The organism is Pseudomonas sp. GW821-FHT03E01, assembly GCF_059420765.1.
In genome coordinates, this window is sequence record NZ_JBWKUI010000008.1 from 218,296 (window position 1) to 245,116 (window position 26,821).

Annotated in this window: 23 protein-coding genes; 6 read left to right on the top strand and 17 right to left on the bottom strand. The window is 60.4% G+C overall.

Features of this window, described 5'->3' with window-relative positions; genetic code table 11:
* Positions 1-53 precede the first annotated feature (53 nt).
* The 4 genes from ptsP (at position 54) to tadA (ending at position 4,848) form a co-directional block, all read left to right on the top strand.
* Positions 54-2,582 carry a phosphoenolpyruvate--protein phosphotransferase gene (ptsP, locus tag AC07VO_RS15750; protein WP_086944752.1) on the top strand — a complete coding sequence of 843 codons (2,529 nt, stop codon included), beginning with the start codon at positions 54-56 and terminating at the stop codon, positions 2,580-2,582.
* 2 nt (positions 2,583-2,584) lie between these two features.
* Entirely contained in the window at positions 2,585-2,872 is a 288-nt protein-coding gene (locus tag AC07VO_RS15755; protein ID WP_086944753.1) for a PTS sugar transporter subunit IIB, read from the top strand.
* A 102-nt stretch (positions 2,873-2,974) separates the two neighbouring features.
* On the top strand, positions 2,975-4,351 hold the full coding sequence (locus AC07VO_RS15760) for a multicopper oxidase family protein (protein ID WP_086944754.1): 1,377 nt from the start codon (positions 2,975-2,977) through the stop codon (positions 4,349-4,351).
* Positions 4,351-4,848, top strand: a complete 498-nt coding sequence (gene tadA / locus AC07VO_RS15765) for a tRNA adenosine(34) deaminase TadA (protein ID WP_018927040.1) — start codon at positions 4,351-4,353, stop codon at positions 4,846-4,848. Before AC07VO_RS15760 ends, tadA begins: the two co-directional genes overlap by 1 nt.
* Positions 4,849-4,883: 35 nt before the next feature.
* Here tadA and cmoB read toward each other — a convergent pair whose 3' ends face one another.
* The 6 genes from cmoB to plsB all read right to left on the bottom strand — a co-directional run bounded on the left by cmoB (position 4,884) and on the right by plsB (position 11,301).
* The gene (gene cmoB, locus AC07VO_RS15770) at positions 4,884-5,840 is read right to left on the bottom strand and encodes a tRNA 5-methoxyuridine(34)/uridine 5-oxyacetic acid(34) synthase CmoB (RefSeq protein ID WP_007940467.1); all 957 of its coding nucleotides are present in this window, start codon (positions 5,838-5,840) and stop codon (positions 4,884-4,886) included.
* Entirely contained in the window at positions 5,837-6,616 is a 780-nt protein-coding gene (cmoA, locus tag AC07VO_RS15775) for a carboxy-S-adenosyl-L-methionine synthase CmoA (RefSeq protein WP_018927038.1), read from the bottom strand. The genes cmoB and cmoA overlap by 4 nt, the downstream gene beginning before the upstream one ends.
* Before the next feature lie 215 nt (positions 6,617-6,831).
* Positions 6,832-7,467 (bottom strand): lysoplasmalogenase, encoded by a 636-nt coding sequence (locus AC07VO_RS15780; RefSeq protein WP_086944756.1) that lies wholly within the window; start codon positions 7,465-7,467, stop codon positions 6,832-6,834.
* A gap of 2 nt (positions 7,468-7,469) precedes the next feature.
* Positions 7,470-7,862, bottom strand: coding sequence for a protease inhibitor I42 family protein (locus tag AC07VO_RS15785; protein WP_018927036.1), 393 nt, complete (start codon positions 7,860-7,862; stop codon positions 7,470-7,472).
* A 199-nt stretch (positions 7,863-8,061) separates the two neighbouring features.
* The gene (locus AC07VO_RS15790; protein ID WP_007940472.1) at positions 8,062-8,751 is read right to left on the bottom strand and encodes a DUF4197 domain-containing protein; all 690 of its coding nucleotides are present in this window, start codon (positions 8,749-8,751) and stop codon (positions 8,062-8,064) included.
* 45 nt (positions 8,752-8,796) lie between these two features.
* Positions 8,797-11,301, bottom strand: coding sequence for a glycerol-3-phosphate 1-O-acyltransferase PlsB (gene plsB / locus AC07VO_RS15795; RefSeq protein WP_064621350.1), 2,505 nt, complete (start codon positions 11,299-11,301; stop codon positions 8,797-8,799).
* 237 nt (positions 11,302-11,538) lie between these two features.
* On the opposite strand from plsB, the gene AC07VO_RS15800 reads away from it, so the two are divergent.
* Positions 11,539-11,748, top strand: a complete 210-nt coding sequence (locus AC07VO_RS15800) for a cold shock domain-containing protein (RefSeq protein ID WP_007940478.1) — start codon at positions 11,539-11,541, stop codon at positions 11,746-11,748.
* A gap of 156 nt (positions 11,749-11,904) precedes the next feature.
* Here AC07VO_RS15800 and AC07VO_RS15805 read toward each other — a convergent pair whose 3' ends face one another.
* The 4 genes from AC07VO_RS15805 to AC07VO_RS15820 all read right to left on the bottom strand — a co-directional run bounded on the left by AC07VO_RS15805 (position 11,905) and on the right by AC07VO_RS15820 (position 17,069).
* Positions 11,905-12,282, bottom strand: coding sequence for a hypothetical protein (locus tag AC07VO_RS15805; RefSeq protein ID WP_018927031.1), 378 nt, complete (start codon positions 12,280-12,282; stop codon positions 11,905-11,907).
* A 95-nt stretch (positions 12,283-12,377) separates the two neighbouring features.
* Positions 12,378-13,187 carry a putative RNA methyltransferase gene (locus AC07VO_RS15810; protein WP_018927030.1) on the bottom strand — a complete coding sequence of 270 codons (810 nt, stop codon included), beginning with the start codon at positions 13,185-13,187 and terminating at the stop codon, positions 12,378-12,380.
* Entirely contained in the window at positions 13,187-14,338 is a 1,152-nt protein-coding gene (gene dapE / locus AC07VO_RS15815; RefSeq protein WP_028939204.1) for a succinyl-diaminopimelate desuccinylase, read from the bottom strand. The genes AC07VO_RS15810 and dapE overlap by 1 nt, the downstream gene beginning before the upstream one ends.
* A gap of 142 nt (positions 14,339-14,480) precedes the next feature.
* Positions 14,481-17,069: a glycosyltransferase gene (locus AC07VO_RS15820; RefSeq protein ID WP_086944864.1), complete on the bottom strand. Its 2,589-nt coding sequence runs from the start codon at positions 17,067-17,069 to the stop codon at positions 14,481-14,483.
* Positions 17,070-17,356: 287 nt separating this feature from the next.
* Between AC07VO_RS15820 and tcdA the strand changes: the two genes are divergently transcribed.
* Positions 17,357-18,169: a tRNA cyclic N6-threonylcarbamoyladenosine(37) synthase TcdA gene (gene tcdA / locus AC07VO_RS15825; RefSeq protein ID WP_370741112.1), complete on the top strand. Its 813-nt coding sequence runs from the start codon at positions 17,357-17,359 to the stop codon at positions 18,167-18,169.
* Positions 18,170-18,210: 41 nt separating this feature from the next.
* Here the strand turns inward: tcdA and AC07VO_RS15830 are convergent, their stop codons facing one another.
* The 7 genes from AC07VO_RS15830 to AC07VO_RS15860 all read right to left on the bottom strand — a co-directional run bounded on the left by AC07VO_RS15830 (position 18,211) and on the right by AC07VO_RS15860 (position 26,793).
* The gene (locus AC07VO_RS15830) at positions 18,211-18,615 is read right to left on the bottom strand and encodes a SufE family protein (RefSeq protein WP_064620073.1); all 405 of its coding nucleotides are present in this window, start codon (positions 18,613-18,615) and stop codon (positions 18,211-18,213) included.
* Positions 18,612-19,817 (bottom strand): aminotransferase class V-fold PLP-dependent enzyme, encoded by a 1,206-nt coding sequence (locus tag AC07VO_RS15835; protein WP_086944865.1) that lies wholly within the window; start codon positions 19,815-19,817, stop codon positions 18,612-18,614. The genes AC07VO_RS15830 and AC07VO_RS15835 overlap by 4 nt, the downstream gene beginning before the upstream one ends.
* A gap of 94 nt (positions 19,818-19,911) precedes the next feature.
* The gene (dapD, locus tag AC07VO_RS15840) at positions 19,912-20,946 is read right to left on the bottom strand and encodes a 2,3,4,5-tetrahydropyridine-2,6-dicarboxylate N-succinyltransferase (RefSeq protein WP_064620069.1); all 1,035 of its coding nucleotides are present in this window, start codon (positions 20,944-20,946) and stop codon (positions 19,912-19,914) included.
* Positions 20,947-20,979: 33 nt separating this feature from the next.
* Positions 20,980-21,342 (bottom strand): ArsC family reductase, encoded by a 363-nt coding sequence (locus tag AC07VO_RS15845; RefSeq protein WP_064620065.1) that lies wholly within the window; start codon positions 21,340-21,342, stop codon positions 20,980-20,982.
* A 400-nt stretch (positions 21,343-21,742) separates the two neighbouring features.
* The gene (locus AC07VO_RS15850) at positions 21,743-22,465 is read right to left on the bottom strand and encodes a M12 family metallopeptidase (RefSeq protein ID WP_495007606.1); all 723 of its coding nucleotides are present in this window, start codon (positions 22,463-22,465) and stop codon (positions 21,743-21,745) included.
* Positions 22,466-22,733: 268 nt separating this feature from the next.
* Positions 22,734-23,933, bottom strand: coding sequence for a succinyldiaminopimelate transaminase (dapC, locus tag AC07VO_RS15855; RefSeq protein WP_064620059.1), 1,200 nt, complete (start codon positions 23,931-23,933; stop codon positions 22,734-22,736).
* 157 nt (positions 23,934-24,090) lie between these two features.
* Entirely contained in the window at positions 24,091-26,793 is a 2,703-nt protein-coding gene (locus tag AC07VO_RS15860; protein WP_064620056.1) for a [protein-PII] uridylyltransferase, read from the bottom strand.
* Between the last annotated feature and the right edge of the window lie 28 nt (positions 26,794-26,821).

Consider the following 26,821-nt stretch of genomic DNA (forward strand, 5'->3'; position numbering starts at 1 on the left):
TCGGGGCCTCGCGCTCCATCGGCACTTCAAAGAACAAAACAGCAGGTGACGTCATGGCCATACCCCAACAATTGCAACTGCTGGCACCCTTGTCCGGCGTGCTGATGCCGCTGGACCAGGTGCCCGATCAGGTGTTTTCCAGTCGCGTGATCGGTGACGGTCTGTGCATCGACCCGACCACGTCCACCTTGTGCGCACCGCTGGCTGGAGTGATCAGCAATGTGCAGGCCAGCGGGCATGCCGTCAGCATCACTGACGACAACGGCGTGCAGGTGTTGATGCACATTGGCCTCGACACTGTGAACCTGGCTGGCAAGGGCTTCACCCGGTTGGTGGAGGAAGGTCAGCGGGTTGAGGGGGGGCAGGCGCTGATCGAGTTCGATGCCGATTACATTGCCTTGAACGCCCGCAGTTTGTTGACCTTGATGCTGGTGGTCAGCGGCGAGCCGTTTACCTGGCTGGCCCCTGAAACGGGGGTGGTGCAAAACGGTCAGCCGTTGCTGAGCTTGAATCCGTCTGAAGTAGTGGCCGATGAGCCGGAGGAGGGCGAGGCACTGTTCTCAAAACCGCTGACGCTGCCCAATCTCAATGGCTTGCACGCCCGCCCTGCGGCGGTGTTTGCCCAGGCGGCGAAAGGTTTTTCGGCGAGTATTTGTCTGCATAAACAGCAGGACAGCGCGAACGCCAAATCCCTGGTGGCGATCATGGCGTTGCAGACCGCTCACGGCGACATCGTGCAAGTCAGCGCGGCGGGCGCGGATGCCGAAGTGGCGATCAAGACCCTGGTCGAGTTGTTGGCCGCCGGGTGCGGAGAAGCCGTGACGGTGATGGCAGAGGTTGAAACGGTTGCGGCTGATGCTTCATCGCTGAAGGTGCTGCACGGCGTCTGTGCATCGGCGGGGTCGGCGTTTGGTCAGGTGGTGCAGATCGCGCAGCAGACCCTTGAAGTCATTGAATCCGGTCGGGGCGCGCAAGTTGAGCGCGAGCACCTGTCCCAGGCGTTGGCGACGGCGGTCCTGGACCTGCAGCAGTTGCGTGACCAGGCCACGGGGGACGCCCAGGCAGATATCTTCAAGGCGCATCAGGAACTGCTCGAAGACCCAAGCCTGCTGGATCAGGCCCTGGCACTGATCGACGCCGGCAAAAGCGCCGGTTTCGCCTGGCGGGCGGCCACAGAGTCGACGGCTACCTTGTTCAAAAAACTGGGCAATGCCTTGCTGGCCGAACGGGCAGCGGATTTGGCCGACGTTGGTCAACGGGTGCTCAAGTTGATTCTCGGCGTAGAGGATCAAGCGATGGAGTTGCCGGAAGGGGCGATTCTGATTGCCGAGCAACTGACGCCCTCCCAGACCGCTGGCCTGGACACGCGCAAGGTGCTGGGGTTCGCGACGGTCGGCGGTGGCGCCACCAGCCACGTGGCGATTCTCGCCCGGGCCTTCGGCTTGCCGGCGATCTGCGGTTTGCCGGTTCAGGTGCTGACACTGGCCAATGGCACCCGGGTTTTGCTCGATGCCGACCAGGGCGAGTTGCAGCTGGATCCCGAGCTGGCCGCCATCGAGCAGTTGCAAGCCAATCGTCAGCGACAAAAGAAACGCCGGCAATATGAATTGGAAAATGCCGCGCTGGCTGCCTGTACCCGCGATGGTCATCACGTTGAAATCACCGCCAACATCGCTTCGCTGGCCGAAGCCGAACAGGCCATGACACTGGGTGGCGAAGGCGTCGGTCTGTTGCGTTCGGAGTTTCTGTATCTGGATCGCAACCATGCACCGAGCCATGACGAGCAAGCGTCCACCTACAGCGCTATCGCCCGAGCATTGGGGCCAGCGCGCAGTCTGGTGGTGCGGACCCTGGATGTCGGCGGCGATAAACCATTGGCCTACGTGCCGATGGACCGCGAAACCAACCCGTTCCTGGGCATGCGCGGCATTCGTTTGTGTCTGGAGCGTCCGCAGCTGTTGCGCGATCAGTTCAAGGCGATCCTGAGCAGTGCCGGGTTGGCTCGGCTGCACATCATGTTGCCGATGGTCACGCAATTGTCGGAGTTGCGGCTGGCCCGTCAGCTGCTTGAAGAGGAAGCGCTGGCAGCAGGGCTCACGGAACTGCCGAAACTGGGGATCATGATCGAAGTGCCGGCAGCGGCGCTGATGGCGGATCTGTTTGCGCCCGAGGTGGATTTCTTCTCCATTGGCACCAACGACCTGACCCAATACACCCTGGCCATGGACCGCGATCACCCGCGACTGGCCAGTCAGGCGGATAGCTTTCATCCATCGGTGCTGCGCTTGATCGCCGGTACAGTGAAAGCTGCCCATGCCCATGGCAAATGGGTCGGTGTGTGCGGTGCCTTGGCTTCGGAACATCTGGCGGTGCCGTTGTTGCTGGGGCTTGGCGTGGATGAGTTGTCGGTGAGCGTGCCGCTGATTCCGGCGATCAAGGCGGCGGTTCGCGAAGTGGACCTGCTGGACTGTCAGGCCATCGCCCAGCAAGTGCTGGGGCTGGAAAGTGCCGGGCAGGTACGCGAGGCATTGCGGCTGCACCACGAGGCCACGGTCGATACTTCACTGGTTCTGGAGAACTGAGCATGTTCGAGAAAATGCAGCGGGCGTTCTGGAAAGCGTTGACCCCGGATCTGGTGGTGGATGAGTCGAAAGCGGTAGCTCAAGCCGTTTCCGGACTGGCACCGAATGTCGTGGCCGCACTGGGCGGTGTGGATAACCTCAAGTCGCATCAGCCCGTGGCGCTGACCAGGATGCGGGTGGAGTTACGGGATGTGGCGCGGATGGATCGGCAGGCGTTGACGGCGGCTGGAGTGCCAGGCGTGATGATGCTGGACAGTGGAGTGGTGCATCTGCTCACCGGTTTGCAGTGATCGTTCCCACGCGTTGCCCTTACTGTTTCTCATCCGCAGGTGTATCGTATTCGCCTTTTGCAGGCACCGCGCCTGTGGCTGATACGTGAGGTAGTTGAGTTCATGTCCTTTACCCGTCGACAAATACTCGGTGGTCTGGCCGGTCTTGTGGTGGTTGGCGTGGGGGCCGGTGGCGCGTCGCGTTACTGGCTGGGCAAGATGGCCGACGCTGAGGCCGGCCACGACTATGAGCTGATCGCCGCCCCGCTGGACGTCGAACTGGTGACCGGGCACAAGACCGAGGCCTGGGCGTTCGGCCCCTCGGCGCCGGGCACTGAGTTGCGCGTGCGTCAGGGCGAATGGCTGCGGGTGCGTTTCATCAACCACTTGCCAGTGGCGACCACCATTCACTGGCACGGCATCCGTCTGCCGCTGGAAATGGACGGCGTGCCCTACGTGTCGCAATTGCCGGTACTGCCGGGCGAATACTTCGACTACAAGTTCCGTGTGCCCGACGCCGGCAGCTATTGGTATCACCCGCACGTGAACAGCAGCGAAGAACTCGGTCGCGGGCTGGTCGGTCCGCTGATCATCGAAGAGCGCGAGCCCACCGGTTTCAAGTACGAAAAGACCTTGAGCCTCAAGAGCTGGCATGTCGATGAAGAAGGCGCTTTCGTGCCGTTCAGCATTCCTCGTGAAGCGGCCCGTGGCGGTACGGCTGGGCGCCTGTCGACCATCAATGGCATCTCGCAAGCAGTGATCGACTTGCCTGCCGGGCAGATCACCCGCGTACGCCTGCTCAACCTCGACAACACCCTGACTTATCGCCTCAACATCCCCGGCGTCGAAGCGCAGATCTATGCGCTGGACGGCAACCCGATTGAACCGCGCCCACTGGGCAAGGAATACTGGCTCGGCCCGGGCATGCGCATTTGCCTGGCAATCAAGGCTCCGCCGGCCGGCGAAGAACTGTCCCTGCGCAACGGTCCGGTACGCCTGGGCACCTTGCGCTCAGTGGCCAATACCGACGCGCCGACCGAGTGGCCGCCGGCACTGCCCGCCAACCCGGTGGCCGAGCCAGACCTGGCCAACGCCGAGAAACTCAACTTCAATTTTGAATGGGTGGGCTCGGTGTCGGTCAACGTCGACAATGGCAAGCCGCCCAGCCTGTGGCAGATCAACGGCAAGGCCTGGGATATCACCGACAAGACCTGCGCCGACCGACCGATTGCCAAGCTCGAAAAGGGCAAAAGCTATATTTTCGAATTGAAAAACATGACTCAGTATCAGCACCCGGTCCATTTGCACGGCATGAGCTTCAAGGTTATTTCTTCGAACCGGCACAAGGTTATCCCGTACTTCACCGACACTTACCTGTTGGGCAAGAACGAGCGCGCGCAAGTGGCGCTGGTGGCGGATAACCCGGGCGTCTGGATGTTCCACTGCCATGTGATCGACCACATGGAAACCGGCCTGATGGCCGCCATCGAGGTGGCGTGATGCGTCAGATACGCCCCGCGGCAATTATCGACCGCAGCCGTGATCGTGATTTCATGCGCGAAGCCCTGGCCCTCGCCGCCGAAGGCGCGGCGCTGGGTGAAGTGCCGGTGGGTGCTGTGCTGGTGCAGGACGGTGAAATCATCGGGCGCGGTTTCAATTGCCCGATCAGCGGCAATGACCCCAGCGCCCACGCCGAGATGGTCGCGATCCGCGCCGCCGCCCAGGCCGCCAGCAACTATCGCCTGCCGGGCAGTACGCTATACGTGACGCTGGAGCCGTGCAGCATGTGCGCCGGGCTGATCGTGCATTCGCGGATTGCGCGGGTGGTGTATGGCGCGCTGGAGCCCAAGGCCGGAATTGTGCAGAGCCAGGGGCAGTTTTTTACCCAGGGCTTTTTGAATCACCGGGTGCTGTACGAAGGCGGGGTGTTGGCCGAGGAGTGCGGGGCAGTGTTGAGCGAGTTCTTCAAGGCCCGTAGGGCCAAGCCAGCGGATTAGGCGGCGACAGGTAGGCCGCCTTGCCCGCGAAGCTTTTACTTGCGGGCAACAATCACCGCACGCATCGGCGCCGGCAGCCCTTCGATCGTTTTGCTGTGATCATCCGGATCAAGGAAATCGCTCAACGACTGATACTTCATCCATTCCGTCCCGCGTTGTTCCTCGACCGTGGTCATGCTCACATCCACGCAACGCACATCGCTGAACCCGGCGCGACGCAGCCACAGCTCCAGCGCCGGCACCGACGGCAGGAACCAGACATTGCGCATCTGTGCGTAACGGTCTTCCGGCACCAATACCTGTTGTTGATCGCCTTCGATCACCAGCGTCTCCAGCACCAGTTCACCGCCCTTGACCAGGCAATCCTTCAGCGCCAGCAAATGCTCGATCGGCGAACGACGGTGGTAAAACACGCCCATGGAAAACACGGTGTCGAACCCTTCCAGGTTCGGCGGCAGGTCTTCGAAAGGGAAGGGCAGGTGCCAGGCATTGGGCTCGGACAGGTAACGCTGCACCGCCTGGAACTGGCAGAAGAACAGCCAGTTGGGGTCGACGCCGATTACGCTGTCGGCCCCGGCACCGAGCATGCGCCACATGTAATAGCCGTTGCCGCAGCCGACATCGAGGATGCGTTTGCCCTTCAGGTCCAGATGCGGAGCCACTCGGGACCATTTCCAGTCCGAGCGCCATTCGGTGTCGACATGCACGCCGAACAGGTCAAACGGCCCTTTGCGCCAAGGAGACAAACCCATCAGCGCGGTGCGCATTTGCGCGCGGGTTTCATCGTCGCAATCGGTGTCCAGCTTAAGGCCGTTCAACAAGTCGACTTCGCTCGGCTGGATCTTCGGCAATGCATCCAGTGCGCTCTGCCAGCGCTCCAGGTCGCCGTGACCTTTTTCCATTTTCTTGTCGAGTTGCACTTGCAGGGTGTTGGCCCATTCGGCCAGCGGAGTACCGGCCAGACGGCGGGCGAGGGGGGACAAATCAATCATGGCAAGGCAATCAACGAGGCAAAGTTAAGACACTGGAACCACGGCACGACTTTCGAGAAACCGGCGGCCAACAGGCGCTCGCGATGTTCTTCGAGGCTGTCGGGCTTCATGACATTTTCGATGGCGCTGCGCTTCTGGGCGATTTCCAGTTCGCTGTAGCCGTTGGCGCGTTTGAAGGCCACGTGCAGGTCAGTGAGCAGCGCGTGTTCTTCGGGGTCATTGAAGCGCAGCTTCTCCGAGAGAATCAGCGCGCCACCGGGCAACAGCGATTGGCGGATGCGCGCGAGCAGCGCGGTGCGCTGGTCCGGGGCGATGAATTGCAGGGTGAAGTTCAGCGCCACCACCGAGGCCGGCTGAAATTCCAGGGCAAGGATGTCGCCTTCGATCACTTCCACCGGCAGCAACTCCTGGAACATCGAGTCCTGGCCGTTGAGGTATTCGCGGCAACGCTCGACCATGGCCGCGGAGTTATCCACAGCGATGACGCGGCAGCCGTCGGTGCGCACGTGGCGGCGCAAGGCCTGGGTCACGGCACCCAGCGACGAGCCCAAATCGTAGAGCACGCTGTTTGGCTGAGCGAATTGCGCGGCGAGCACGCCGAGGTTTTCAACGATGGTCGGATAACCCGGCACCGAGCGCTTGATCATGTCCGGGAACACCCGCACCACATCCTCGTTAAAGGCGAAGTCAGGCACCTGGGCCAAAGGCTGGGCGAAAAGGCGATCGGATTCTTTGCTCACGGCGGTTCCAGCGGTGTAGGTGGAAAAGGCCGGCATTTTAGCCAACTTGGCGCGGGGATGCGCGGGTTTGCTGATAAACCGCCGGACTAACCTCGGTTAATGCAGAGACATGCTGTTGTGGCGAGGGAGCTTGCTCGCGCTCGGCTGCGCAGCAGTCGTCATCCGGTAAGTGGGTTTTGTCTGGGAAGTTGGTGTCGCCTGGGTTGGGGCTGCTGCGCAGCCCAACGGGGGCAAGCCCCCTCGCCACAGGGTTAGCGTTGCCGCTGGGTGAACGCCGACGCCGCAATCCCCCATTGCCCCAGCCAGTAACTCAGGATGGTCACGTAAGGCGCGGCATGAAATGGCATCACAAACCGGTTAATGCCAATCACGCTGTCAGAACACACAAACGCCACCGCGCCCGCCGCAGCCAGCAGCGCCGAGCGTTTGGGCACATCGGTGCCGAGTCGGGCCAGGGCGCGCCAGAGCATGGCGCTGATGGCCAGGCCGTAGACGATCACCGGGACCAGCAGCGGCCCCAAGCCATTGGAAATCAGAATCCCCAGCAGCACGGCACCCACGCCGAAGGCGAGGATCAGCGGCAACACAGCCAGACGCCGGCAATCGCTCAAGTAAGCCTTCAGATACGCCAGATGCGCGAGCAAAAATGCTCCAAGTCCAAACACGAACAAGTCTTGCGGCCATGCCAGCAACACATCGCCGACCAAGGAGAAAATCAAACCCAGGCTGATCCAGCGCCGATACGCGCTGGGCGGTGCATCGTGCAACCAGCCGAGCAGGGCCAGCACAGGCATCGGTTTGACCAGCAGGCAGAGCAGCGCGGCATGCACGCTCAGGCCATACATAAAGGTCACCGCGCCCATCAGCGCCAGAATCAGCCAGCCCACGATCAGTTAACCGCGATGGCGCAGTCGAAGGTTTGCACCGCCGGTACTTCCGGTGCCCACGGTTGTGAGTAAGTCAGCCGCAGGCGGCCAGTGCCGGTGGCGAAGGCCTGGAAACGCCAGGTCGAGACGCCGGCACTGCCGACGATCCCGGCGTCTTCCGGGTTGCTGTAAACCTCGGGGCTGAGCGCGCGCAACACACCACCGGCTGAATCCTGGATCGCCCAGCGGTAACCCGTGGTCGGGTTGCTCGGCAGCGTCAGGATCAGGGTTTGCCCGTTGTGCAGTTTCGCCGGGCATTCGCTTTGTTTTTCCACGGTCAGGTTCTGTTTCGGTTGCGAGGCGCAAGCACTCAGCAGAGCAAGGGCGAGGGGGACAAACAGGCGAGTGGGGGACATAAGATCAGCGGCTCCGGCGTTCACGACGAACGGCGAGCATAACTGAAGATGAGACAAATTGTGACGGCCGCCCATTAGGGATGATCGGGCGCGGGAGGTGGGTAATGCCCGTCAGTCAAGTGCAGTCCATGTGGGAGCGGGCCTGTGGCGGTGCGGCATTCCGACAAGCCCCCTCGCCACAGGCCCGCTGCCAGTGGGTTTAGAGTGTGCCGAAAACTTTCTTCGCCAAACTGGTCGCCGCTGCCGCAGGGTTCTTGCGAATGGTTTCTTCCTGTTTGCCAATCATCTCGAACAACCCGTTCAACGCCTGCTCGGTGACGTAGCTTTCGATGTTGGCATTTTTCGCATCCAGCACACCCAGCGTCGCGGCTTGCCCGGCGAACGCGTTGTATTGCTGAGCCAAACCCACCTGGTCGGTGGCTTGCTTGACGATCGGCAAGAACTTGGTACGGATCTGTTCGCGGCTGGTTTTGCTCAGGTACTGAGTGGCCGAATCCTGGCCGCCGCTGAGAATCCCCTTGGCATCTTCCACGGTCATCTTCTTCACCGCATCCACCAGAATCGGCTGAGCCTGCGTTACCGCCGCTTCAGCTGCCTTGTTCATGCTGGTTTCCAGTTGATCGACCTGATCGCCCATGCCGAACTGTTTCATTTTCTTGGCGACCTTGCCCAGTTTTCCCGGCAGTTCGATTTTCACGTCCGGGTTGTTGCTGAAGCCGCCGGGTGTGCCCAGTTGTTTGACGGCCAGCTGCGCGCCTTGGGTCAGGGCGTCCTTGAGCCCGCCGGTGGCGTCTTGTTGCGACAGGTCACTGAGTGACAGTGCCAGGGCGTTGGCGCAGATCATCAAGCCTGCGCACAGGCCGGCGAAGCGAAGGGTAGGGCGGAGCATGGTGGCTTCCTTGTTCGTAAATAAGGTTGGGAACGATGTTGAAATTTAGTCGGTTTGCGCCGCCGTCGCGACTTGGTCCGCCGCATCTTCACTGCGATGCAGTGCCACCTGACGGATCGACAAGCGAATCTCCGCTGGCAGCACCCGCTTGGCGGCGCCTTCGGCCAGTTCACCCAGCAGTTCGTGGTAGCTCAGCTTGCCGGCTTCGTCGCGGCGCAGCACGTCGAGGTCCAGCATTGTCTGGATGAAATGACGGAACAGGCTCTTGTCGAAGAACTCCGGGGCGTTCAGGCCGTGGAGGATCGACAGGCGCTGGGCCATGACGGTGCACAGGTCTTCCAGTTCTTCGGCGCTGATGCTGTTCTGGCCGCTGTTGAGCAGCAGGGAAACGGTCATGTAGAAGCGCTGCAAGGTCTGGGCAATGCTTTTCGACAGCAGCGTCAGCAATACGAAATGCCGCGAACTTGGTGCCGGGCGCAGGTACACGTCCTTCTCGAAACGCAGCAGGCCTTGCTCGACGAAGGCTTCGAGCCACTGATCGATCACGCCATCGAGTTCGTCCAGTGTCCAGCGAATGAACAGCTCCGATTGCAAGTACGGGTACAGCGCACGGGTGTAGCGCAGGATCTGCTCGCGGCTCATGCGCGACGCGCTCTGGAAGAAACTCGCCAGCAGCGACGGCAACGCGAATATGTGCAACACGTTGTTGCGGTAGTAGGTCATCAGGACGGCGTTTTGTTCGTCCAGGTACAGAATCTTGCCCAGCGCATCGTTCTGCTCAGACAGCAGGTTCATGTCCTTCACATGCTCGATCAGCGCGCGGCCGTCACCGTCCGGCAGGGTGGTGTGCGGCGAGTAGGGAACCTTGCGCAACAGCGCCAGATACAAATCGAGCACCCGCGCCATGGCGCGATCGTCCAGGGCCAGGCGGCTGGTGGACAGCAGCGCCAGGGCTACCAGATTCACCGGGTTGATCGCCGCCGCTTCGTTCAGATGCTGCGCGACTTTCTCGCCGAGGCGGTTGGTGGTTTCGTTGAGCCAGGCCGGTTTGAATTGCGGGCCGTGTGCCTGTTGGCGCCAGTCTGGCTGTTCGCTGTCGAGGAACTCCGCCAGTTTGATCGGCTCACCGAAGTTCACCGCGACCTGACCGAAACGCTGTTTGAGCGCGCCGATGACTTTGAAGATGTCGAAGATCGACTCTTTCTTCTTGCTCGCGCCACGCAATTCGCCGAGGTAGGTGCGGCCTTCCAGCACGCGCTCGTAACCGATGTACACCGGCACGAACACGATCGGCATGCGCGACGAGCGCAGGAAGCTGCGCAACGTGATCGCGAGCATCCCGGTTTTCGGTTGCAGCATGCGCCCGGTGCGTGAACGGCCACCCTCGACGAAGTACTCGACCGGGAAACCTTTGGTGAACAGAGTGTGCAGGTATTCGTTGAACACCGAGGTATAGAGCGGATTGCCCTTGAAGGTGCGGCGCATGAAGAACGCACCGCCGCGACGCAACAGACCGCCGATCCCCGGCATGTTGAGGTTGATCCCGGCGGCGATGTGCGGCGGGGTCAGGCCGTTGCGGAACAGCAGATAGGACAGCAGCAGGTAGTCGATGTGGCTGCGGTGGCAGGGGACGTAGATCACTTCGTAACCCGGGGCGACCTTTTGCACGCCTTCGATGTTGTTGACCTTGATCCCGTCGTAGATCTTGTTCCAGAACCAGCTCAGCACCACTTCCATGAAGCGGATCGCGGTGTAGGTGTAGTCGGAGGCGATTTCGTTACCGTAGCGCAAGGCCTGGGCCTTGGCTTTTTCCGGGGAGATGTTTTCGCGCTCGGCTTCGTCGAGGATCGCTTGCTTGACCAGCGGCTGGTTGAGCAGGCCTTTTACCAGGTTACGCCGGTGGGAAATGTCCGGGCCGATCACCGCGGCTTTCAGATTGCGGAAGTGCACCCGCAGAATCCGCTGGGCCATGCGCACCGTGCGCTCGTGGCCCTTGTTGTGTTCGATCAGTTCGCGCAGATGGATCGGCGCCGAGAACTGCACCCGGGTCTTGCGCCCCAGCACGATGATGCTCAGCAACCGGCGCAACCGCCCGGTGACCGCCCAGCTGTCGGCGAACAGCAGCTTCCATGGGCTCGACTCGCTGTCTGGCGACTGGCCCCAGAACACGCTGACCGGGATGATCTGCGCGTCTTCGGCGGCGTTCTGGCTCAGGGCGCTGACCAGACGGGTCAGGGTTGGCGGCGCACCGCGTTTGTCCTGACGGCCGAGCCAGTCGGGATCCGGTGTCAGGTAAAAGAACGCGGCGGGCTCCACCAGCGCACCCACCGCTACCGGCAATACCGGACGGGGCAGGCCGGCCTTGCTGCATTCGGTATCGACCACGGCAAGGTCGGTCAGCGAAGGATTTTGCAGGACGTAGAACACCGGCCGGCTGCGGTCGAGGTTAAGGGTGAACGACGACTGGTTGATCGTCTCTGAGCGAACCCAGAGGTACAGCAGTCGGCGCAGGGTGCCAAACACAAGACGGCGGAACGGGGAACGGGTCATACGGCTTCTGCGTGAGTGAATAAAACCGAGCGTTTGCTCGGGCGGTCGATAGTGTGCCGGATTCATCGAAAATCGGCAAAAAAGCAGCGAAGTAAACTCCTGTTGAGAGTTTTCGCACCTGTCATATACTCGGCGGTCTGTCGCCGGGGCCCTTCAATGGACGTCGGATGCAGGCTGACGTTCCTCAAGGCTTTCCTGCGAAAAGCCCATTCAATAATAAAAAGGGAGTATGAACAGATGGCAACACGCGAAACCGGCAACGTGAAGTGGTTCAACGACGCCAAGGGTTATGGCTTCATTCAGCGCCAGGACGGGGTGGACGTGTTCGTGCACTACCGCGCGATCCGTGGCGAAGGGCATCGCTCGCTGACTGAAGGTCAGCAGGTTGAATATGCGGTGGTGGAAGGGCAGAAGGGATTGCAGGCTGAGGATGTTGTAGGTCTGTAAACCCGCAGAACCCTGTAGGAGCGAGCGGTGCGGCGATCCGACTTGCCCGCGAAGGCGTCATCACTGGCGCTAAAAGCTTCGCGGGCAAGCCTCGCTCCTACAGATTTATGCTTACGCAGATTACGCAGATTACGCAGATTACGCAGATTACGCAGATTACGCGGTTTTCCAGGTGATCTCTTCTTCACCATCGACACTGATGCGAATCCAGCGATCTGCCGTTTCCTCACCTTCTTCCTCGACCCAGCTACCCGGCGCACAACGCACTTCGACGTTCAATGCGGCAAATGCAGCGCGGGCGCAAGCGATGTCGTCTTCCCATGGGGTCTGGTCGCTTTCCAGGTACAGGCTGTTCCATTTGCCTACGGCTTTGGGCAGCCAGGTCACTGGCACGCTACCAGCCTTGCACTTGTAGGTCTGGCCTTTCTGAACCCAGTCGGTGCACGGGCCTAGAGCCGCGCCGAGCCAGGCTGCGATGGCTTTGTGATCGACGTCGGCGTCTTTCAGGTAAATCTCGATGTCCGGTTGGCGCATGGATGTCCTCACTGCGGGTCTGAAAAATCCATTCGCGGATTTAGCCGGCCTTGAGCCTTTACTCAAGACCAAAAATTAAAGTTGTTCTCTAACTACTACTGCAGAACGAAATAATCGTAGCGCATCGAAACGGTGACCTCGAACGGTTCCACTTGTTCAATGACTGCTGTCCGGCGTTCGGCACTGGCGCGCCAGCCGTGAGGTGTCATCGCCAAGAGATTCGCGCGATCCTGACCATTGACCAGCGTCAGTTTGAATTCCAGGGTTTCGCTGTGTTGCAACGCCATGCCTTCCGGCACCAGCGCCAGGTGCTTGTCGTCGGTGTACTCGCGCACTTCGTCGTACAGCCGCTCACGCAATTCCATCAGATGGCCGCTGGTCGGCCCGACTTTCATCAAGCCGCCACCGGGGCTGAGCAGACGTTTGGCTTCTTCCCAGTCCAGCGGGCTGAACACGCTGGCCAGAAACTGGCAGCTGCCCGAGGCCAATGGCACCCGCGCCATGCTGGCGATTAACCAGGTCAGCGCAGGGTTGCGTTTGCAGGCGCGTTTGACCGCTTCCCGGGAAATGTCCAGGGCATAGCCATCGGCGTTGGGCAAGGCTTCGGCGATTTGCGCGGTGTAATACCCCTCGCCACAACCGATGTCCAGCCAGCGCTGCGGCGCATAACCGGCCGCCAGTTCCGCCAGACGCTTGGCCACCGGCGCGTAATGGCCGGCGTTCAGAAAGTCGCGACGGGCTTCGACCATCGCCTGGTTATCCCCAGGGTCTCGGCTGTTCTTGTGCTGCACCGGCAGCAGGTTCAGGTAACCCTGCCGTGCGCGGTCGAAACGATGCCCGGCGGGGCAGGCCACGCCGTTGTCCACCGCGTTCAGCGGTTCGCTGCAGATCGGACAGGCGAGCATCAGGCGAGCAACTTGATCAGGGTCTGGTAGTAGATTTCGGTCAGCACGTCGAGGTCGGCCGCCAGTACACGCTCGTTGACCTGGTGGATCGTCGCGTTGACCGGGCCCAGTTCAACCACTTGGGTGCCCATGGTCGCGATGAAGCGCCCATCTGAAGTGCCGCCGCTGGTGGAGGCTTTGGTGTCACGACCGGTGATGTCCTTGATGCTCGCCGACACCGCGTCGAGCAGCGCGCCCGGCTCAGTGAGGAACGGCAGGCCGGACAGCGCCCAGTCGATGTGCCAGTCCAGGCCATGCTTGTCGAGAATGTCGGCGACGCGCTTTTGCAGGCCTTCGACGGTGGACTCGGTGGAGAAGCGGAAGTTGAATACCGCCACCAGATCACCCGGAATCACGTTGGTCGCACCGGTGCCGGAATTGACGTTGGAGATCTGGAAACTGGTCGGCGGGAAGAAATCGTTGCCGTGGTCCCAGTGCTCGGCGGCAAGTTCGGCGAGCGCCGGGGCGGCGAGGTGGATCGGGTTCTTCGCCAGGTGCGGATACGCCACGTGGCCCTGCACACCGCGCACGGTCAATTTGGCGCCGAGGGAGCCGCGACGGCCGTTCTTGACCACGTCACCCACCAGGGTCGTGCTCGACGGCTCGCCGACGATGCACCAGTCCAGACGTTCCTTGCGGGCGGCAAGGCGCTCGACCACAGCCTTGGTGCCGTGATGGGCCGGGCCTTCTTCGTCGCTGGTGATCAGGAACGCGACCTTGCCCTTGTGATCCGGATAGTCGGCGACGAAACGCTCGGCCGCCACGGTCATGGACGCAAGGCTGCCTTTCATGTCTGCCGCGCCACGGCCACAGAGCATGCCGTGTTCGTCGATCACCGCGTTGAACGGATCGATCTGCCAGGCCGCCACCGGACCGGTCGGCACCACGTCGGTGTGACCGGCGAAGCACAGCACCGGACCGTCATGTTTGCCGTGGGTCGCCCAGAAGTTATCCACATCTTCGATGCGCATCGGCTCCAGCATAAAACCGGCATCGCCCAGGCGCTGCATCATCTGCTTCTGGCAATCGGCGTCGACCGGCGTCACGGATGGACGGCGGATCAGGTCGATGGCGAGTTGAAGTGTCGGCGAAAGGTCGGCGTGGGCCGTCATGTAAGAACTCCGAGGTGCGCACGGTAAACATGTAGGAGCTGCCGAAGCAGCTCCTACCGAGTTTGTTGGCATTGAAAAAGGCGATCATTCTAAAGCAAAACGGCGGCCCGAAGGCCGCCGTTTGACGTTATCTAATAACGGATTACGCCGGTACCGGCGCAGCTTCTACCGAAGGTTTGGGCAGCGACGACAGGAACGCCATGATCAGCGCCGCCAGGTACGGCAGCGACTGCACCAGCAACATGGTCACCCAGAAGCGCATGTCGTTGCTTGGTATACCCTGCACCAGGAAGATCCCCAGTGCCGCGCCCCACAGCAGCAGCATGATGAACAGCTCTTCGCGAGCCTCCGAAATCGCCACCCAGAAGCCGTGGTTATCGGCATTCTTCGGTGTGCGGAAGAACGGAATGCTGCTGGTGAAGAATCCGTACAGCACCGCTTTGGCGATGGTGTGCGACAACGCCAGCCCGGCCAGCGCGGCGCAGAAGGCGTCTTTCAGGTTGACCCCGACCGCGCGGCGGTACAGGAAGATGATCTTGCCCACCTTGAACACGAACAGCGCCAATGGCGGGATCGCGAAAATCAGCAGCGGTGGATCGACCCGTTGCGGCACGATGATCATCGCCGCCGACCACAACAGCGCGCCGACGGTGAAGAAGATGTTCATGCCGTCCGCCACCCACGGCAGCCAGCCTGCGAGGAAGTGGTAACGCTGGCCACGGGTCAGCTCGGTGTCCTTGCCGCGCAGCAGGCTGGCGGTGTGACGCTTGATGATCTGAATCGCGCCATAGGCCCAGCGGAAACGCTGTTTCTTGAAGTCGATAAAGGTATCGGGCATCAGGCCTTTGCCGTAGCTGGTGTGGTAGTACGCCGCCGACAGACCTTTTTCGAACACGCGCAGGCCCAGTTCGGCGTCTTCACAGATACACCAGTCGGCCCAGCCCAGTTCCTCGAGCACCGAGCGCCGGGTCATGGTCATGGTGCCGTGCTGGATGATCGCGTCACGGTCGTTGCGGGTGACCATGCCGATGTGGAAGAAGCCTTTGTATTCCGCGTAGCAGAGCTTCTTGAAGGTGCTTTCGTTCTGGTCGCGGTAATCCTGTGGCGATTGCACCACGGCGATTTTCGGGTCGGCGAAGTGCGGCACCATGTGCTTGAGCCAGTTCGGGTCGACGCAGTAGTCCGAGTCGATCACCGCAATCACTTCGGCATCTTTGGCGGTATGGGGAATCAGGTAATTCAGTGCGCCACCCTTGAAGCCGGCCAACGGTGCGACGTGGAAGAACTTGAAGCGTGGGCCAAGAGTTTCGCAATAATCACGCACCGGTTCCCAGACCGCCGGGTCCTTGGTGTTGTTGTCGATGATCAGGACTTCGAAGTCCGGATAGTCGAGGTTGGCCAGCGCGTTGAGGGTCTGTTTGACCATCTCCGGCGGCTCGTTATAGCAGGGCACGTGAATCGACACCTTCGGTCGGTAGTCTGATTCGCCCACCACGGGCAGGAATTCACGCCGGCGTTTGTGGGTCCAGACCGCTTCGGCCAGTTCATGGGCTTCCGTTAGCAGAACGATAAACACCCCGAGTGCACCGAGGGCGAGGAGGAAGCCTACCGTCAGGCTGAACCAGGTGCTGTATTGCTGGCTGTAGTCGTAACCGATCCATACCAGCACCGAACCGCAGAGGAACGCGATAAAGGTCAGGAAGGTACGACCACGTTGGCGCAGGGCCGAGCCGTCGATCATCAGCAAGGTCAGGGACAGCAGGGCCAACACGGCAGAGCCGATCGCCAGCACACGCCATTGCGGGATCGCGACCACCGGGCCTTCGAAGTTGAATTTCTGCTGGCGCGCGGCGTTGAACACGCCCCAGTACGCGCCTACCGAGCCTTCGTCAGTGGCCTTCCACGGTTGGTCAAATGCTTCGATCACGAAGTAGTTGAAACCCTGGCGGTTAAGCTTGTTGACCAGTGTGCGCAAGTAAATGGCCTGGTCCGCCGGCGACGCATCGGCGCCACCGCGCATACGGCCGTTGCTCGGCCAGCCGACTTCGGAGAGCAGCAACGGTTTTTTCGGGAACATCTTTTTCAGGTCACGGGCGCGGTCGAGAACGAACTGGCCGGCCTTGTCCACAGGGATGAACTCCCAGTAGGGCAGAACGTGAGCTGCGATCAGGTCGACGTGCTTGGCCAGTTCCGGGTGTTCTTCCCAGACGTGCCACTGTTCGGAGGTGGTGACTGGAACCTTAACGGCTGCGCGCACGCGATCCAGGATCACGCTCAGCTCGGCAGCAGTGATTTCCTTGCGGAAGATCGCCTCGTTACCGACCACGACGCGAACCACGCTGCGGGAGGTGTTGGCCAGTTGGATGGCGCGCTGAATCTCGCGCTCGTTGCGCTCCTGGTCCGGGCTGATCCAGATCCCCAGGGTTACCCGCAGGCCGAACTCTTCCGCCAGTTTGGGAATGTCCTCCAGCGTGCCGTCGACCGAGTAGGTCCGGATGTTGTCCGTCAGCTTGCTCATGATCTCCAGGTCGCGACGCATTTCATCGTCGGTCGGATACTGGTCTTTCTGCGGGTACTGGCCTTGTTGAAACGGCGAGTACGAGAAGCCGGAGATCTGTTCAGGCCAGTTGGGGGCGGTGACCGGGCGATTGACCAACGCCCAGAAACCGGTGAACAAGGCGGCGATTGCTAGAACCACTACCAGGTTGAGTCCAAATTTACGCGATGACATAGCTTTTTCGGGTTCCAAAGGCTGTGGAACGAAGGAACGGTTGGCGGCCGGCTGCCAGGTGGCAGGGGCGCGCATCCTACACTGGAGGTTCTCTGACCGTACAGCGAACAGGGAAACGCCCGACATTGGGCAGTCCAGGTCGACTTAAGTTCTTTGACCAGAGCGTTGTAGTCCAATTCCGATCAATTTTTTGTCAATTAAAGCAGTCGACACCGCCGTTCATAGTGCAAAGATGCTCTTGGCCGCCGACAGCCCTATAATGCGCGCCGGTTTTTGGGGTAATGGTCATGAGTACAGAAGATCCGCGGTTTGCTGGTATCGCCCGCTTGTATGGCATTGAAGGCATGGAGCGCTTGCGCGCGGCCCATGTGGCGATCGTCGGCGTCGGTGGTGTCGGTTCCTGGGCGGCGGAAGCGGTTGCCCGGTGTGGCGTGGGCGAGATATCGCTGTTCGACCTGGACGACGTCTGCGTCAGCAACGTCAACCGTCAGCTGCATGCGCTGGACAGCACTGTCGGCAAGCCCAAGGTCGAGGTGATGGCCGAGCGCCTGCGCGGGATCAACCCGGACTGCACGGTGCATGCGGTGGCGGACTTCGTCACCCGCGAAACCATGGCCGAATACATCACGCCGAACATCGACTGCGTGATCGACTGCATCGACAGTGTCAACGCCAAGGCGGCGCTGATTGCCTGGTGCAAGCGGCGCAAGATCCAGATCATCACCACCGGCGGCGCGGGAGGGCAGATCGACCCGACGCTGATCCAGGTCTGCGATCTGAATCGCACGTTCAACGATCCGCTGGCGTCGAAAGTGCGCTCTACATTGCGCCGCGACTATGGCTTCTCCCGTACCGTGACCCGCCACTACAGCGTGCCGTGCGTGTTTTCCACCGAGCAACTGCGCTACCCGAAACCCGATGGCAGCATTTGCCTGCAGAAGAGTTTTGTCGGGGACGGCGTGAAGCTCGACTGCGCCGGGGGCTTTGGCGCGGTGATGATGGTGACGGCGACGTTTGGCATGGTCGCGGCGACCAAGGCTGTGGATAAGATTGTGGCGGGCGTGCGGCGTCCGGCGGATCGGATCAAACCTCAGGTTTAATGGTTGTGGTTCGATCGTTCCCACGCAGAGCGTGGGAACGATCAGTGCGCTAGCTCACGCATCCGCTGCAACACCGCATTCAAGCCATTGCTACGGGACTGGGACAACTGGCGACCCAGCCCCAGCTGACTGAACCAATCCGCCAAATCCACCTGTTGCAACTCAACTGCGGACAACCCGTTGACCCGCGCCAGCAGCAACGCCACCAACCCGCGAATCAATCGCGCATCGCTGCTGGCGCTGAATTGCCAGTGCCCGTCCTGCAACGTGCCGACCAGCCAGACCTGGCTTTCACAGCCATGCACGCGGTTGGCGTCGACTTTATCCACATCGCTCAGCGCAGGCAGACGGTCGCCCCACTGCATCAACAGCCGCGCCCGCTGTTCCCAGCTCGCCGCCTGCTGAAACGTGTCCAGCGCTGTAATGGCATCGACGGGCAAGGTCATCGCAACAACTCCAGGGCCTGATCCAGTGCTTCGAAAAAGCGCTCAAGGTCTTCGGAATTGTTGTACAGCGCCAACGACACCCGAATCGCCCCGGCCAGTTCAAAGCTTTTGAGCAACGGCATGGCGCAATGATGACCGGCGCGCACGGCGATGCCCTGTTCGGTCAGCAAATGCGCCAAATCAGAGTTATGAACACCCTCGACGACAAAACTGGCCAGCGCCAGCTGCGGTTTGCCCAGCAGGCGAATGCCGTTGCGCGCTTCCAGGCCTTTGAGCAGATAGTCATGCAGCGCCGCTTCGTGGGCGGACACGGCGTCTTGATCCAGCCCGGTCAAGTAGTCCAGCGTTGCGCCCAGACCGATCACACTGGCGATCGGCGGCGTACCGGCCTCGAACCCCAGCGGTGCGGACCGAAAGCGAGCATCGTGGTAGTTGGCGTCCAGCACCATTTCCCCGCCGAACTGCCAGGGGCGCAGCTGTTGCAGCGCTTCGTTGCGTCCGAACAGCACGCCCAGGCCATCGGGGCCATAGAGTTTGTGGCTGGAAAACACGTAGAAGTCGCAGCCCAGTGCCTGCACATCGTGCCGACCATGAACCACGCCTTGAGCGCCATCGACCACGGTCAGCGCGTTGTGTGCCTTGGCCATCGCCAACAGCGCGGGCAACGGTTGCCAGGCGCCCAGCACGTTGGACAGCTGGCTGACCGCCAGCAAACGGGTTCGCGGACCGATCAACTGCGCGGCGACATCCAGGTCGATCAAACCGTCGACATTCAGCGGCAGGATCACCAGCTTCAGGTCGCGACGGTGGGCCAGTTGCTGCCACGGCAACAGGTTGGCGTGATGCTCCAGAGCGCTGATGACAATTTCATCGCCTGGATTGAAAAGGTGTTCCAGGCCATAGGCCAGGAGGTTCAGCGCGGAAGTCGCACCGTGGGTAAAGATAATCTGTTCGCAATCGCCGGCATTGAGCCATTGTGCAACTTTGCGGCGGCTGTCCTCGAACGCCTGGGTGGCATGGGCGCCGGGCAAGTGTTGCGCCCGATGCACGTTGGCCGCGCCGTTGGCGTAGTAATGCGCCAGGGCATCCAGCAGGGCTTGAGGTTTTTGCGTGGTGGCGGCGTTGTCCAGATAGGTCTGGTCTTGCCGTTGCAGTGCGGCGATGGCCGGAAAATCGGCGCGCCAGGGAGAAGGAATCATCATGTTGTTCGGCCCTGGAGACATGGGCGGGTGTACGCCTGACCTTGCAGGAGCGAGCGATGCGGCGCTCCTACAAGGTGATCGTTTGACGCTCTGCTTAGTTGTGAGCGTGCAGCGCTTCGTTCAGTTCGATGGCCGACTTGTGGGTTTTGCACTCCACGGCACCGGTTTCCGAATTGCGACGGAACAACAGGTCAGGTTGACCGGCCAATTCACGGGCCTTGACCACTTTGACCAGCTGATTCTTTTCGTCGAGCAGCGCCACCTTGGTACCGGCTGTCACGTACAGGCCCGACTCAACGGTGTTGCGATCGCCCAACGGGATGCCGATACCGGCGTTGGCGCCGATCAGGCAGCCTTCGCCCACCTTGATCACGATGTTGCCGCCACCCGACAGGGTGCCCATGGTCGAGCAGCCGCCGCCCAGGTCCGAACCCTTGCCGACGAACACGCCAGCCGACACGCGGCCTTCGATCATGCCCGGGCCTTCGGTGCCAGCGTTGAAGTTAACGAAACCTTCGTGCATCACGGTGGTGCCTTCGCCCACGTAGGCGCCCAGACGAATACGTGCCGCGTCAGCGATACGCACGCCGGCCGGTACCACGTAGTCGGTCATTTTCGGGAACTTGTCCACCGAGAACACTTCCAGCAGCTCGCCGCGCAAGCGGGCTTCCAGTTGATGCTCGGCCAGTTCGGACAGGTCGATCGCACCCTGGCTGGTCCAGGCCACGTTCGGCAGCAGCGGGAAGATCCCGGCCAGGTTCAGGCCGTGCGGCTTGACCAGGCGGTGGGACAGCAGGTGCAGCTTGAGGTAAGCCTCAGGCGTGGAGCTCAGCTGTGCGTCTTCGGCCAGCAGCGTGGCGACCAGCGGCTTGTGGCTCTCGGCCAGACGGGTCAGCAGCGCAGCTTGTGCAGCGTCGACGCTTTTCAGCGCTTCAGCCAGTTGCGATGCCTGAGCAGTGCTGAAGGCGATGGCCTGATTGCCTTCGGTGTAGCCCAGAACCGGTGCAATGGCAGCGACCAGTTCGGCCGACGGATTGAGCAGTGGCTGCGCGTAAAACACTTCCAGCCATGCGCCTTGACGGTTTTGAGTGCCGACACCAAAGGCCAGGCTGAACAGGGTAGTGGACATGTTGATACCTCTAACAAAATGGAACGGGCTGCCTTACTTGAGTGCGGCCGCGTAGATATCTGGCTTGAAGCCAATCAGGGTTCTGTCACCGAGATCGAGCACCGGGCGCTTGATCATCGAGGGTTGTGCGAGCATCAGTTCGATGGCTTTCGGCTGGTCGAGATCGGCTTTGCGTTCGTCGTCGAGCTTGCGAAAGGTCGTGCCTGCACGGTTCAACACCACTTGCCAGCCGTGCTCCTCGCACCATTGGGTCAGGTGTTCACGGTCGATTCCGACCGCTTTGTAATCATGGAAGTCATAGCCGACAGCGTGTTCATCGAGCCAGGTGCGCGCCTTTTTCATGGTGTCGCAGGCTTTGATGCCGAAAAGGTGCAACGTTTTGCTTGAAACGGTCAAGGAATTGCCCCCTTTGCAGGTGCTGAAAATAAAAGGTGACGGATTATGCCATGACCGGACGGTTTCGCGTCGGCTGTGGTCGGGTTTGTCTTTTTGTCTTGGCAATCGACTGTTCTATGCGACATAGGTGCAACGATCGGCCTGCAGTCTAAGCCGCTAATATGGCACTTCAATGCTGTCGATTGCTCGTGAACCGCGCTTTATGCGCGATTTTGAGTGTACGGCCGTTTACCCGCAGCTTTGAGTAGCTGACGAGCGAGCGCTTGCGTCGAGACCTGACGGTTGAAGCAGCATTGGCTGGGTTTTTTATTGACGGTGTGGATGAAGTATAAGGCTCTACAATGTGTAGCTTTATATTGACTGTCAGAGGCAGCTTATCCACCCCTGACAGTGTTTGGGTTTATCTCCCGCTGTAAATTTCTGTCATCAGCTTTACGTCGTTTGCAGATAAGCGATTGTTACGCGCTATCGCTACACCGTCGAGAGTAAGTTCAGCCTGGATAGGGTAGTGCATGATTGAGGTGCGGTCATAAGGCGATGTTCGGGTTTTTGGTTTTTCCAATTTTTTTAACAGGTTGGAATAGATCTCCTCTCTTGACCATTTTTGTGTTCGGCTCATGAATTCGTAAACGGCAGTTTCGTTCCAGTTAATATTGGCGTCTGGATGTTGATGTTCGTGTTTAAGCCCAAGAGCGTGACCAAACTCATGCAGCACGTTACCGAAGAAAACTTGATTTAGTCCTTGCCATTGCAAATTCATGGTCGGTTCATCTTTCGGTACAAGCAGTTCGTCAGTGCCAACAACGGACCAATTCCCTGAATGGAAGTCGTCAGATATCCGGATATCACCCTCTGAACCTTCGACGAAAAGGATGCGAACGTCAAAGACGGCAGGTATCCATTGGTGGATTGCTCCTTGTGTGGCCTCGATGAACCAACGGTTTGTGCTCAGAAAAGCCACTTTTAGTGTCCGACCTTTTTTCCAGAATTTGGTGTGGTCGCCTACAGCGCGTTTTTGTCGGCCTCCTGGTATTGTCTGGGGCGCGTTCGCTAGGTCTTCATTGATTGCCGCATCATAAGAAGCCTGAATATCATCGGGCTCAATGCACTTGCATAAGTTCATACTCGTCATCCTTGTGAGTGTGTTGTTTGAGGTCTCCGTTATTGGAGATGCATTGGTTTGTTTATCTATGTGATTTTGTTTTGGTCTAATGTTCAGGCGGGTTTTATAGTGTGTGTTGCTTGGTGTCGTCAATTGGCGGGCGAAAGGGATATGTAAGTTTTTTTTGTTGGGGGTGTTGTTGTGTGTGCTGGGTGTGGAGGTGTTATTAAATAAATGGCTTGGTTGATGATGCTCCGCACTACATTGCATAGTGCGGAGCTTTTATGAGTTATTTATTGCGTGTAATAAACGCGCGAATTCGCTCTGCGGCTTCAATGCATTCTGCCAACGGTGCAACCAGCGCCATACGTACTCGGCCTGCTCCGGGGTTTGAGCCGTTCACTTCGCGAGACAGGTAAGACCCTGGTACGACCGTCACGTGTTCCTCGGCAAACAGATCCCGGCAGAACGCCGCGTCGTCGCCATTTACGTTTGGCCACAGATAGAAACCGCCATCCGGGCGCTGCACATCCATCACCGGGCTGAGGATTTCCAATACCGCATCGTATTTCTCACGGTACAGTGCACGGTTGGCCCGCACATGCACTTCGTCGTTCCACGCGGCAACGCTGGCCAGTTGCGTTTGAACCGGCATCGCACAGCCGTGGTAAGTGCGATACAGCAGGAACCCCTTGAGGATGTCTGCATCGCCGGCCACAAAGCCCGAACGCAGGCCTGGCAGGTTGGAACGCTTGGACAGGCTATGAAACACCACGCAACGCTTGAAATCTTTGCGGCCTAGTTCAACGCAGGCGCTGAGCAGGCCGGGTGGCGGGGTCTGCTCATCGAAGTACAGTTCGCTGTAGCACTCGTCAGCGGCGATCACGAAATCGTATTCGTCGGCCAGGGCGATCAGTTTTTTCAGGGTTTCAACCGGGATCAACGCGCCGGTCGGGTTGCCCGGCGAGCACAGGAACAGGATCTGGCAACGCTTCCAGATGTCTGGCGAAACAGCGTCGAAATCCGGGTTGAAGCCGTTTTCGTCAAGGCATGGCAGGTAATGCGGCTTGGCTCCGGCCAGGAACGCCGCGCCTTCGTAGATCTGATAGAACGGGTTCGGGCTGACCACCAGCGCGTCTTCACCACGGTTGACCACGGTCTGGGTGAATGCGAACAACGCTTCGCGGGTGCCGTTGACCGGCAGCACGTTGCGCGCGGGGTCGAGCCAGCCATTTGGAACGCTGAAACGGCGTTCGCACCATGCGGCGATCGCTTCACGCAGGGCCGGGATGCCGAGGGTGGTCGGGTATACGGCCATCTGATCCAGATTGCTTGCCAAGGCTTCGGCGACAAAGCTTGGCGAGCGATGCTTCGGTTCGCCGATGGACAACGCGATGGCGCGTTTGTCCGGGTTTGGCGTGACGCTGCCGAGCAGGGCGCGGAGCTTTTCGAACGGGTAGGGCTGCAACTGGTTCAGAGCGTTGTTCATGGGGGCCTCGTTCAATATGGGAGCGGGCCTGTGTGGCGAGGGAGCTTGCTCCCGTTGGACTGCGCAGCAGTCGCAAGCTTTTGGGGTCGCTTCGCGACCCAGCGGGAGCAAGCTCCCTCGCCACACAAGCCCGCTCCCACAGGGGGATTGGGTTGATTCAGATGCTGATGCGCGAATGTTTGATATCGGGTTCCTGGTTGACGCTCAGCTGTTTGACGATTGCATCCTGCAAGCGGCTGCACAGCAAGGGGTCGGACAGCGGCTGATTGTTGGCGTCGGTGATAAAGAACACGTCTTCCACGCGCTCGCCCAAGGTGGCGATCTTGGCGTTCTGCAGCGACAGGTCGAACTCGAGGAAGATCGTGCCGATCCGCGCCAGTAACCCGGGACGGTCGGGTGCGCTGAGTTCCAGCACGGTCACCGGACGCTGGGCATCGTTGTGGATTGTCACCTGTGGCGCAAAGGTAAAATGTTTGAGCTGACGCGGCACCCGACGCTGGATAATCGTTGGGTAGTTGTCCGGATTGCGCAGGGCTTCGGTCAGGCCTTCGCGGATCTGCTTGACCCGCGCCGGGTTGTCGCCGATCGAGTCGCCATCGGTGTCGAGCACGATATAGGTGTCGAGGGTGAACTGGCTGCTGGAGGTGATGACCCGGGCGTCGTGAATGTTCAGGTTGAGCTGGTCCATCGCCGCCACGGTCACGGCGAAGAAGTCGTGCTGGTCCGGCGCATAAATGAAGATCTGCGTACCGCCCTCGAACTCGCGCTGGGTGGTTTCCTTGATCAGCACCAGCGGGCCGCCGTCGGCCGGCTGCTGCAAGATTGCATCAGTGTGCCAGGCCACGTCGCCGGCGGTGTGACGCAGGAAGTAGTCATCGCCCAGTTGTGCCCACAACTGCTCGACGTCGTCCGGGTCGGTGCCGCCGCGTACCAGAATGTCCAGCGCTGCGCTTTGGGTCTGGCGGATCTGTTCTTCGCGATCCACCGGGTTTTCCAGGCCGCGACGCAAGGCGCGCTTGGTCTCGGTGTAGAGCTGGCGCAACAGGCTCGCGCGCCAGGAGTTCCATAGCGTCGGGTTGGTCGCGTTGATGTCGGCAACGGTCAGCACATACAGATAATCGAGGCGGGTTTCATCGCCGACAATCTGCGCGAAATCGTGGATCACATGCGGGTCGGACAAGTCCTTGCGCTGGGCGGTGGTCGACATCACCAGGTGGTTTTGCACCAGCCAGACGATCAGGCGGCTGTCCCAGATCGGCAACTGATGGCGCTGGCAAAAGGCTTCGGCGTCCACTGCGCCGATTTCCGAGTGGTCGCCATGCCGGCCCTTGCCGATGTCGTGGTACAGGCCGGCCAGGTAAATCAACTCCGGCTTGGGCAGTTTGGCCATGAGCTTGCTGGCCAGCGGGAATTTTTCCGACACCTGGGTGTACTGCAACTTACGCAGGTGCTTGATCAGGTTCAGGGTGTGCGCGTCGACCGTATAGATGTGAAACAGGTCGTGCTGCATCTGCCCGACAATAAAGCCGAACTCCGGCAGATAACGCCCAAGGATCCCGTAACGGTTCATCCGCCGCAGGTTGCGGTGGACGCCGATCTTGCACTTGAACAATTCGATGAACAGGCTGGTATTGCGAATATCGTTGCGGAAGTCGTCGTCGATCAAATGACGGTTCTCGCGCAGCAGGCGGATGGTGTCGGCGCGTACGCCTTTGATCTCCGGCTGCTGGGCCATCAGCACGAAGATTTCGAGCATGGCGAACGGCGTGCGGCGGAACACATTGTTGTTGCGCGCCTCGATGTAGCCGTCGTGCAGCTGGAATCGCGAGTTGATCGGCTGGGGCGGTGCTTCGTCTTCGGGGGCCAGGATCACTTCTTCGAAGTGCTGGATGATCAAGTCGCTGAGCTGGGCAATGCTCATGACCACCCGGTAGTACTGCTGCATGAAGTTTTCGATGGCGTGCTTGGCGTCATTGCCGACGAAACCCAGCAGCCCGGCAATTGTGCGCTGGTGATCGAACAGCAGGCGGTCTTCGGCGCGGCCGGCGAGCATGTGCAGCGCATAACGCACTTTCCACAGGAATTCCTGGGACGAAGCCAGCAGGGCGTTCTCGCTCTCCACCAGGAAACCTTCGCCGGCCAGGGCCCGCAGATTGAGGGTGCCGTACTCACGACGGGCAACCCACAGAATCGTCTGGATATCCCGCAGGCCACCGGGCGAGCCCTTGACGTTGGGTTCCAGGTTGTACTCGGTGTCGTTGTACTTGTGGTGACGGGCTTTCTGTTCGGCGCGCTTGGCCAGGAAGAACTCCTTGCTGGGCCACATGTGTTCTGTGCTGGTCACGTCCAGCATGCGCTGGCGCAGGCGCTCGGGACCGGCAATGGTGCGGCTTTCCATCAGGTTGGTGATCACCGTCAGGTCGGCGCGGGCTTCCTCGGCGCATTCGTCAACCGAGCGAACGCTCTGGCCGACTTCCAGGCCGATGTCCCACAGCAACGTCAGAAAACGCTCGATTGAATCACGGAAAATTTCGTGGTCGGCGCCGCCCAGCAGGATCAGCAGGTCGATGTCAGAGTAGGGGTGCAACTCGCCACGACCGTAGCCGCCGACCGCGACCAGCGCGATGTCGGCTTCGAAGTTCCAGTTGAATTGCTCCCAGGCCTTTTGCAGGATGTTATCGACGAACCAGGCACGATCCTCGATCAGCCGGCGAATCTCCCGGCCGCTGCGAAACCGCTCGTCGAGCACTTCGCGGGCCTGACGGATCGCCTTCTTGAAAGCAGCGATAGGGCTTGCCTTCAGGGCCAGTTCAGCCTGGAACTGGCCGCGGTCGAAGAGTTCGGGATCCACCTGCGGCATCGATTGGCTTTCCTTTCTATAAGGCTGG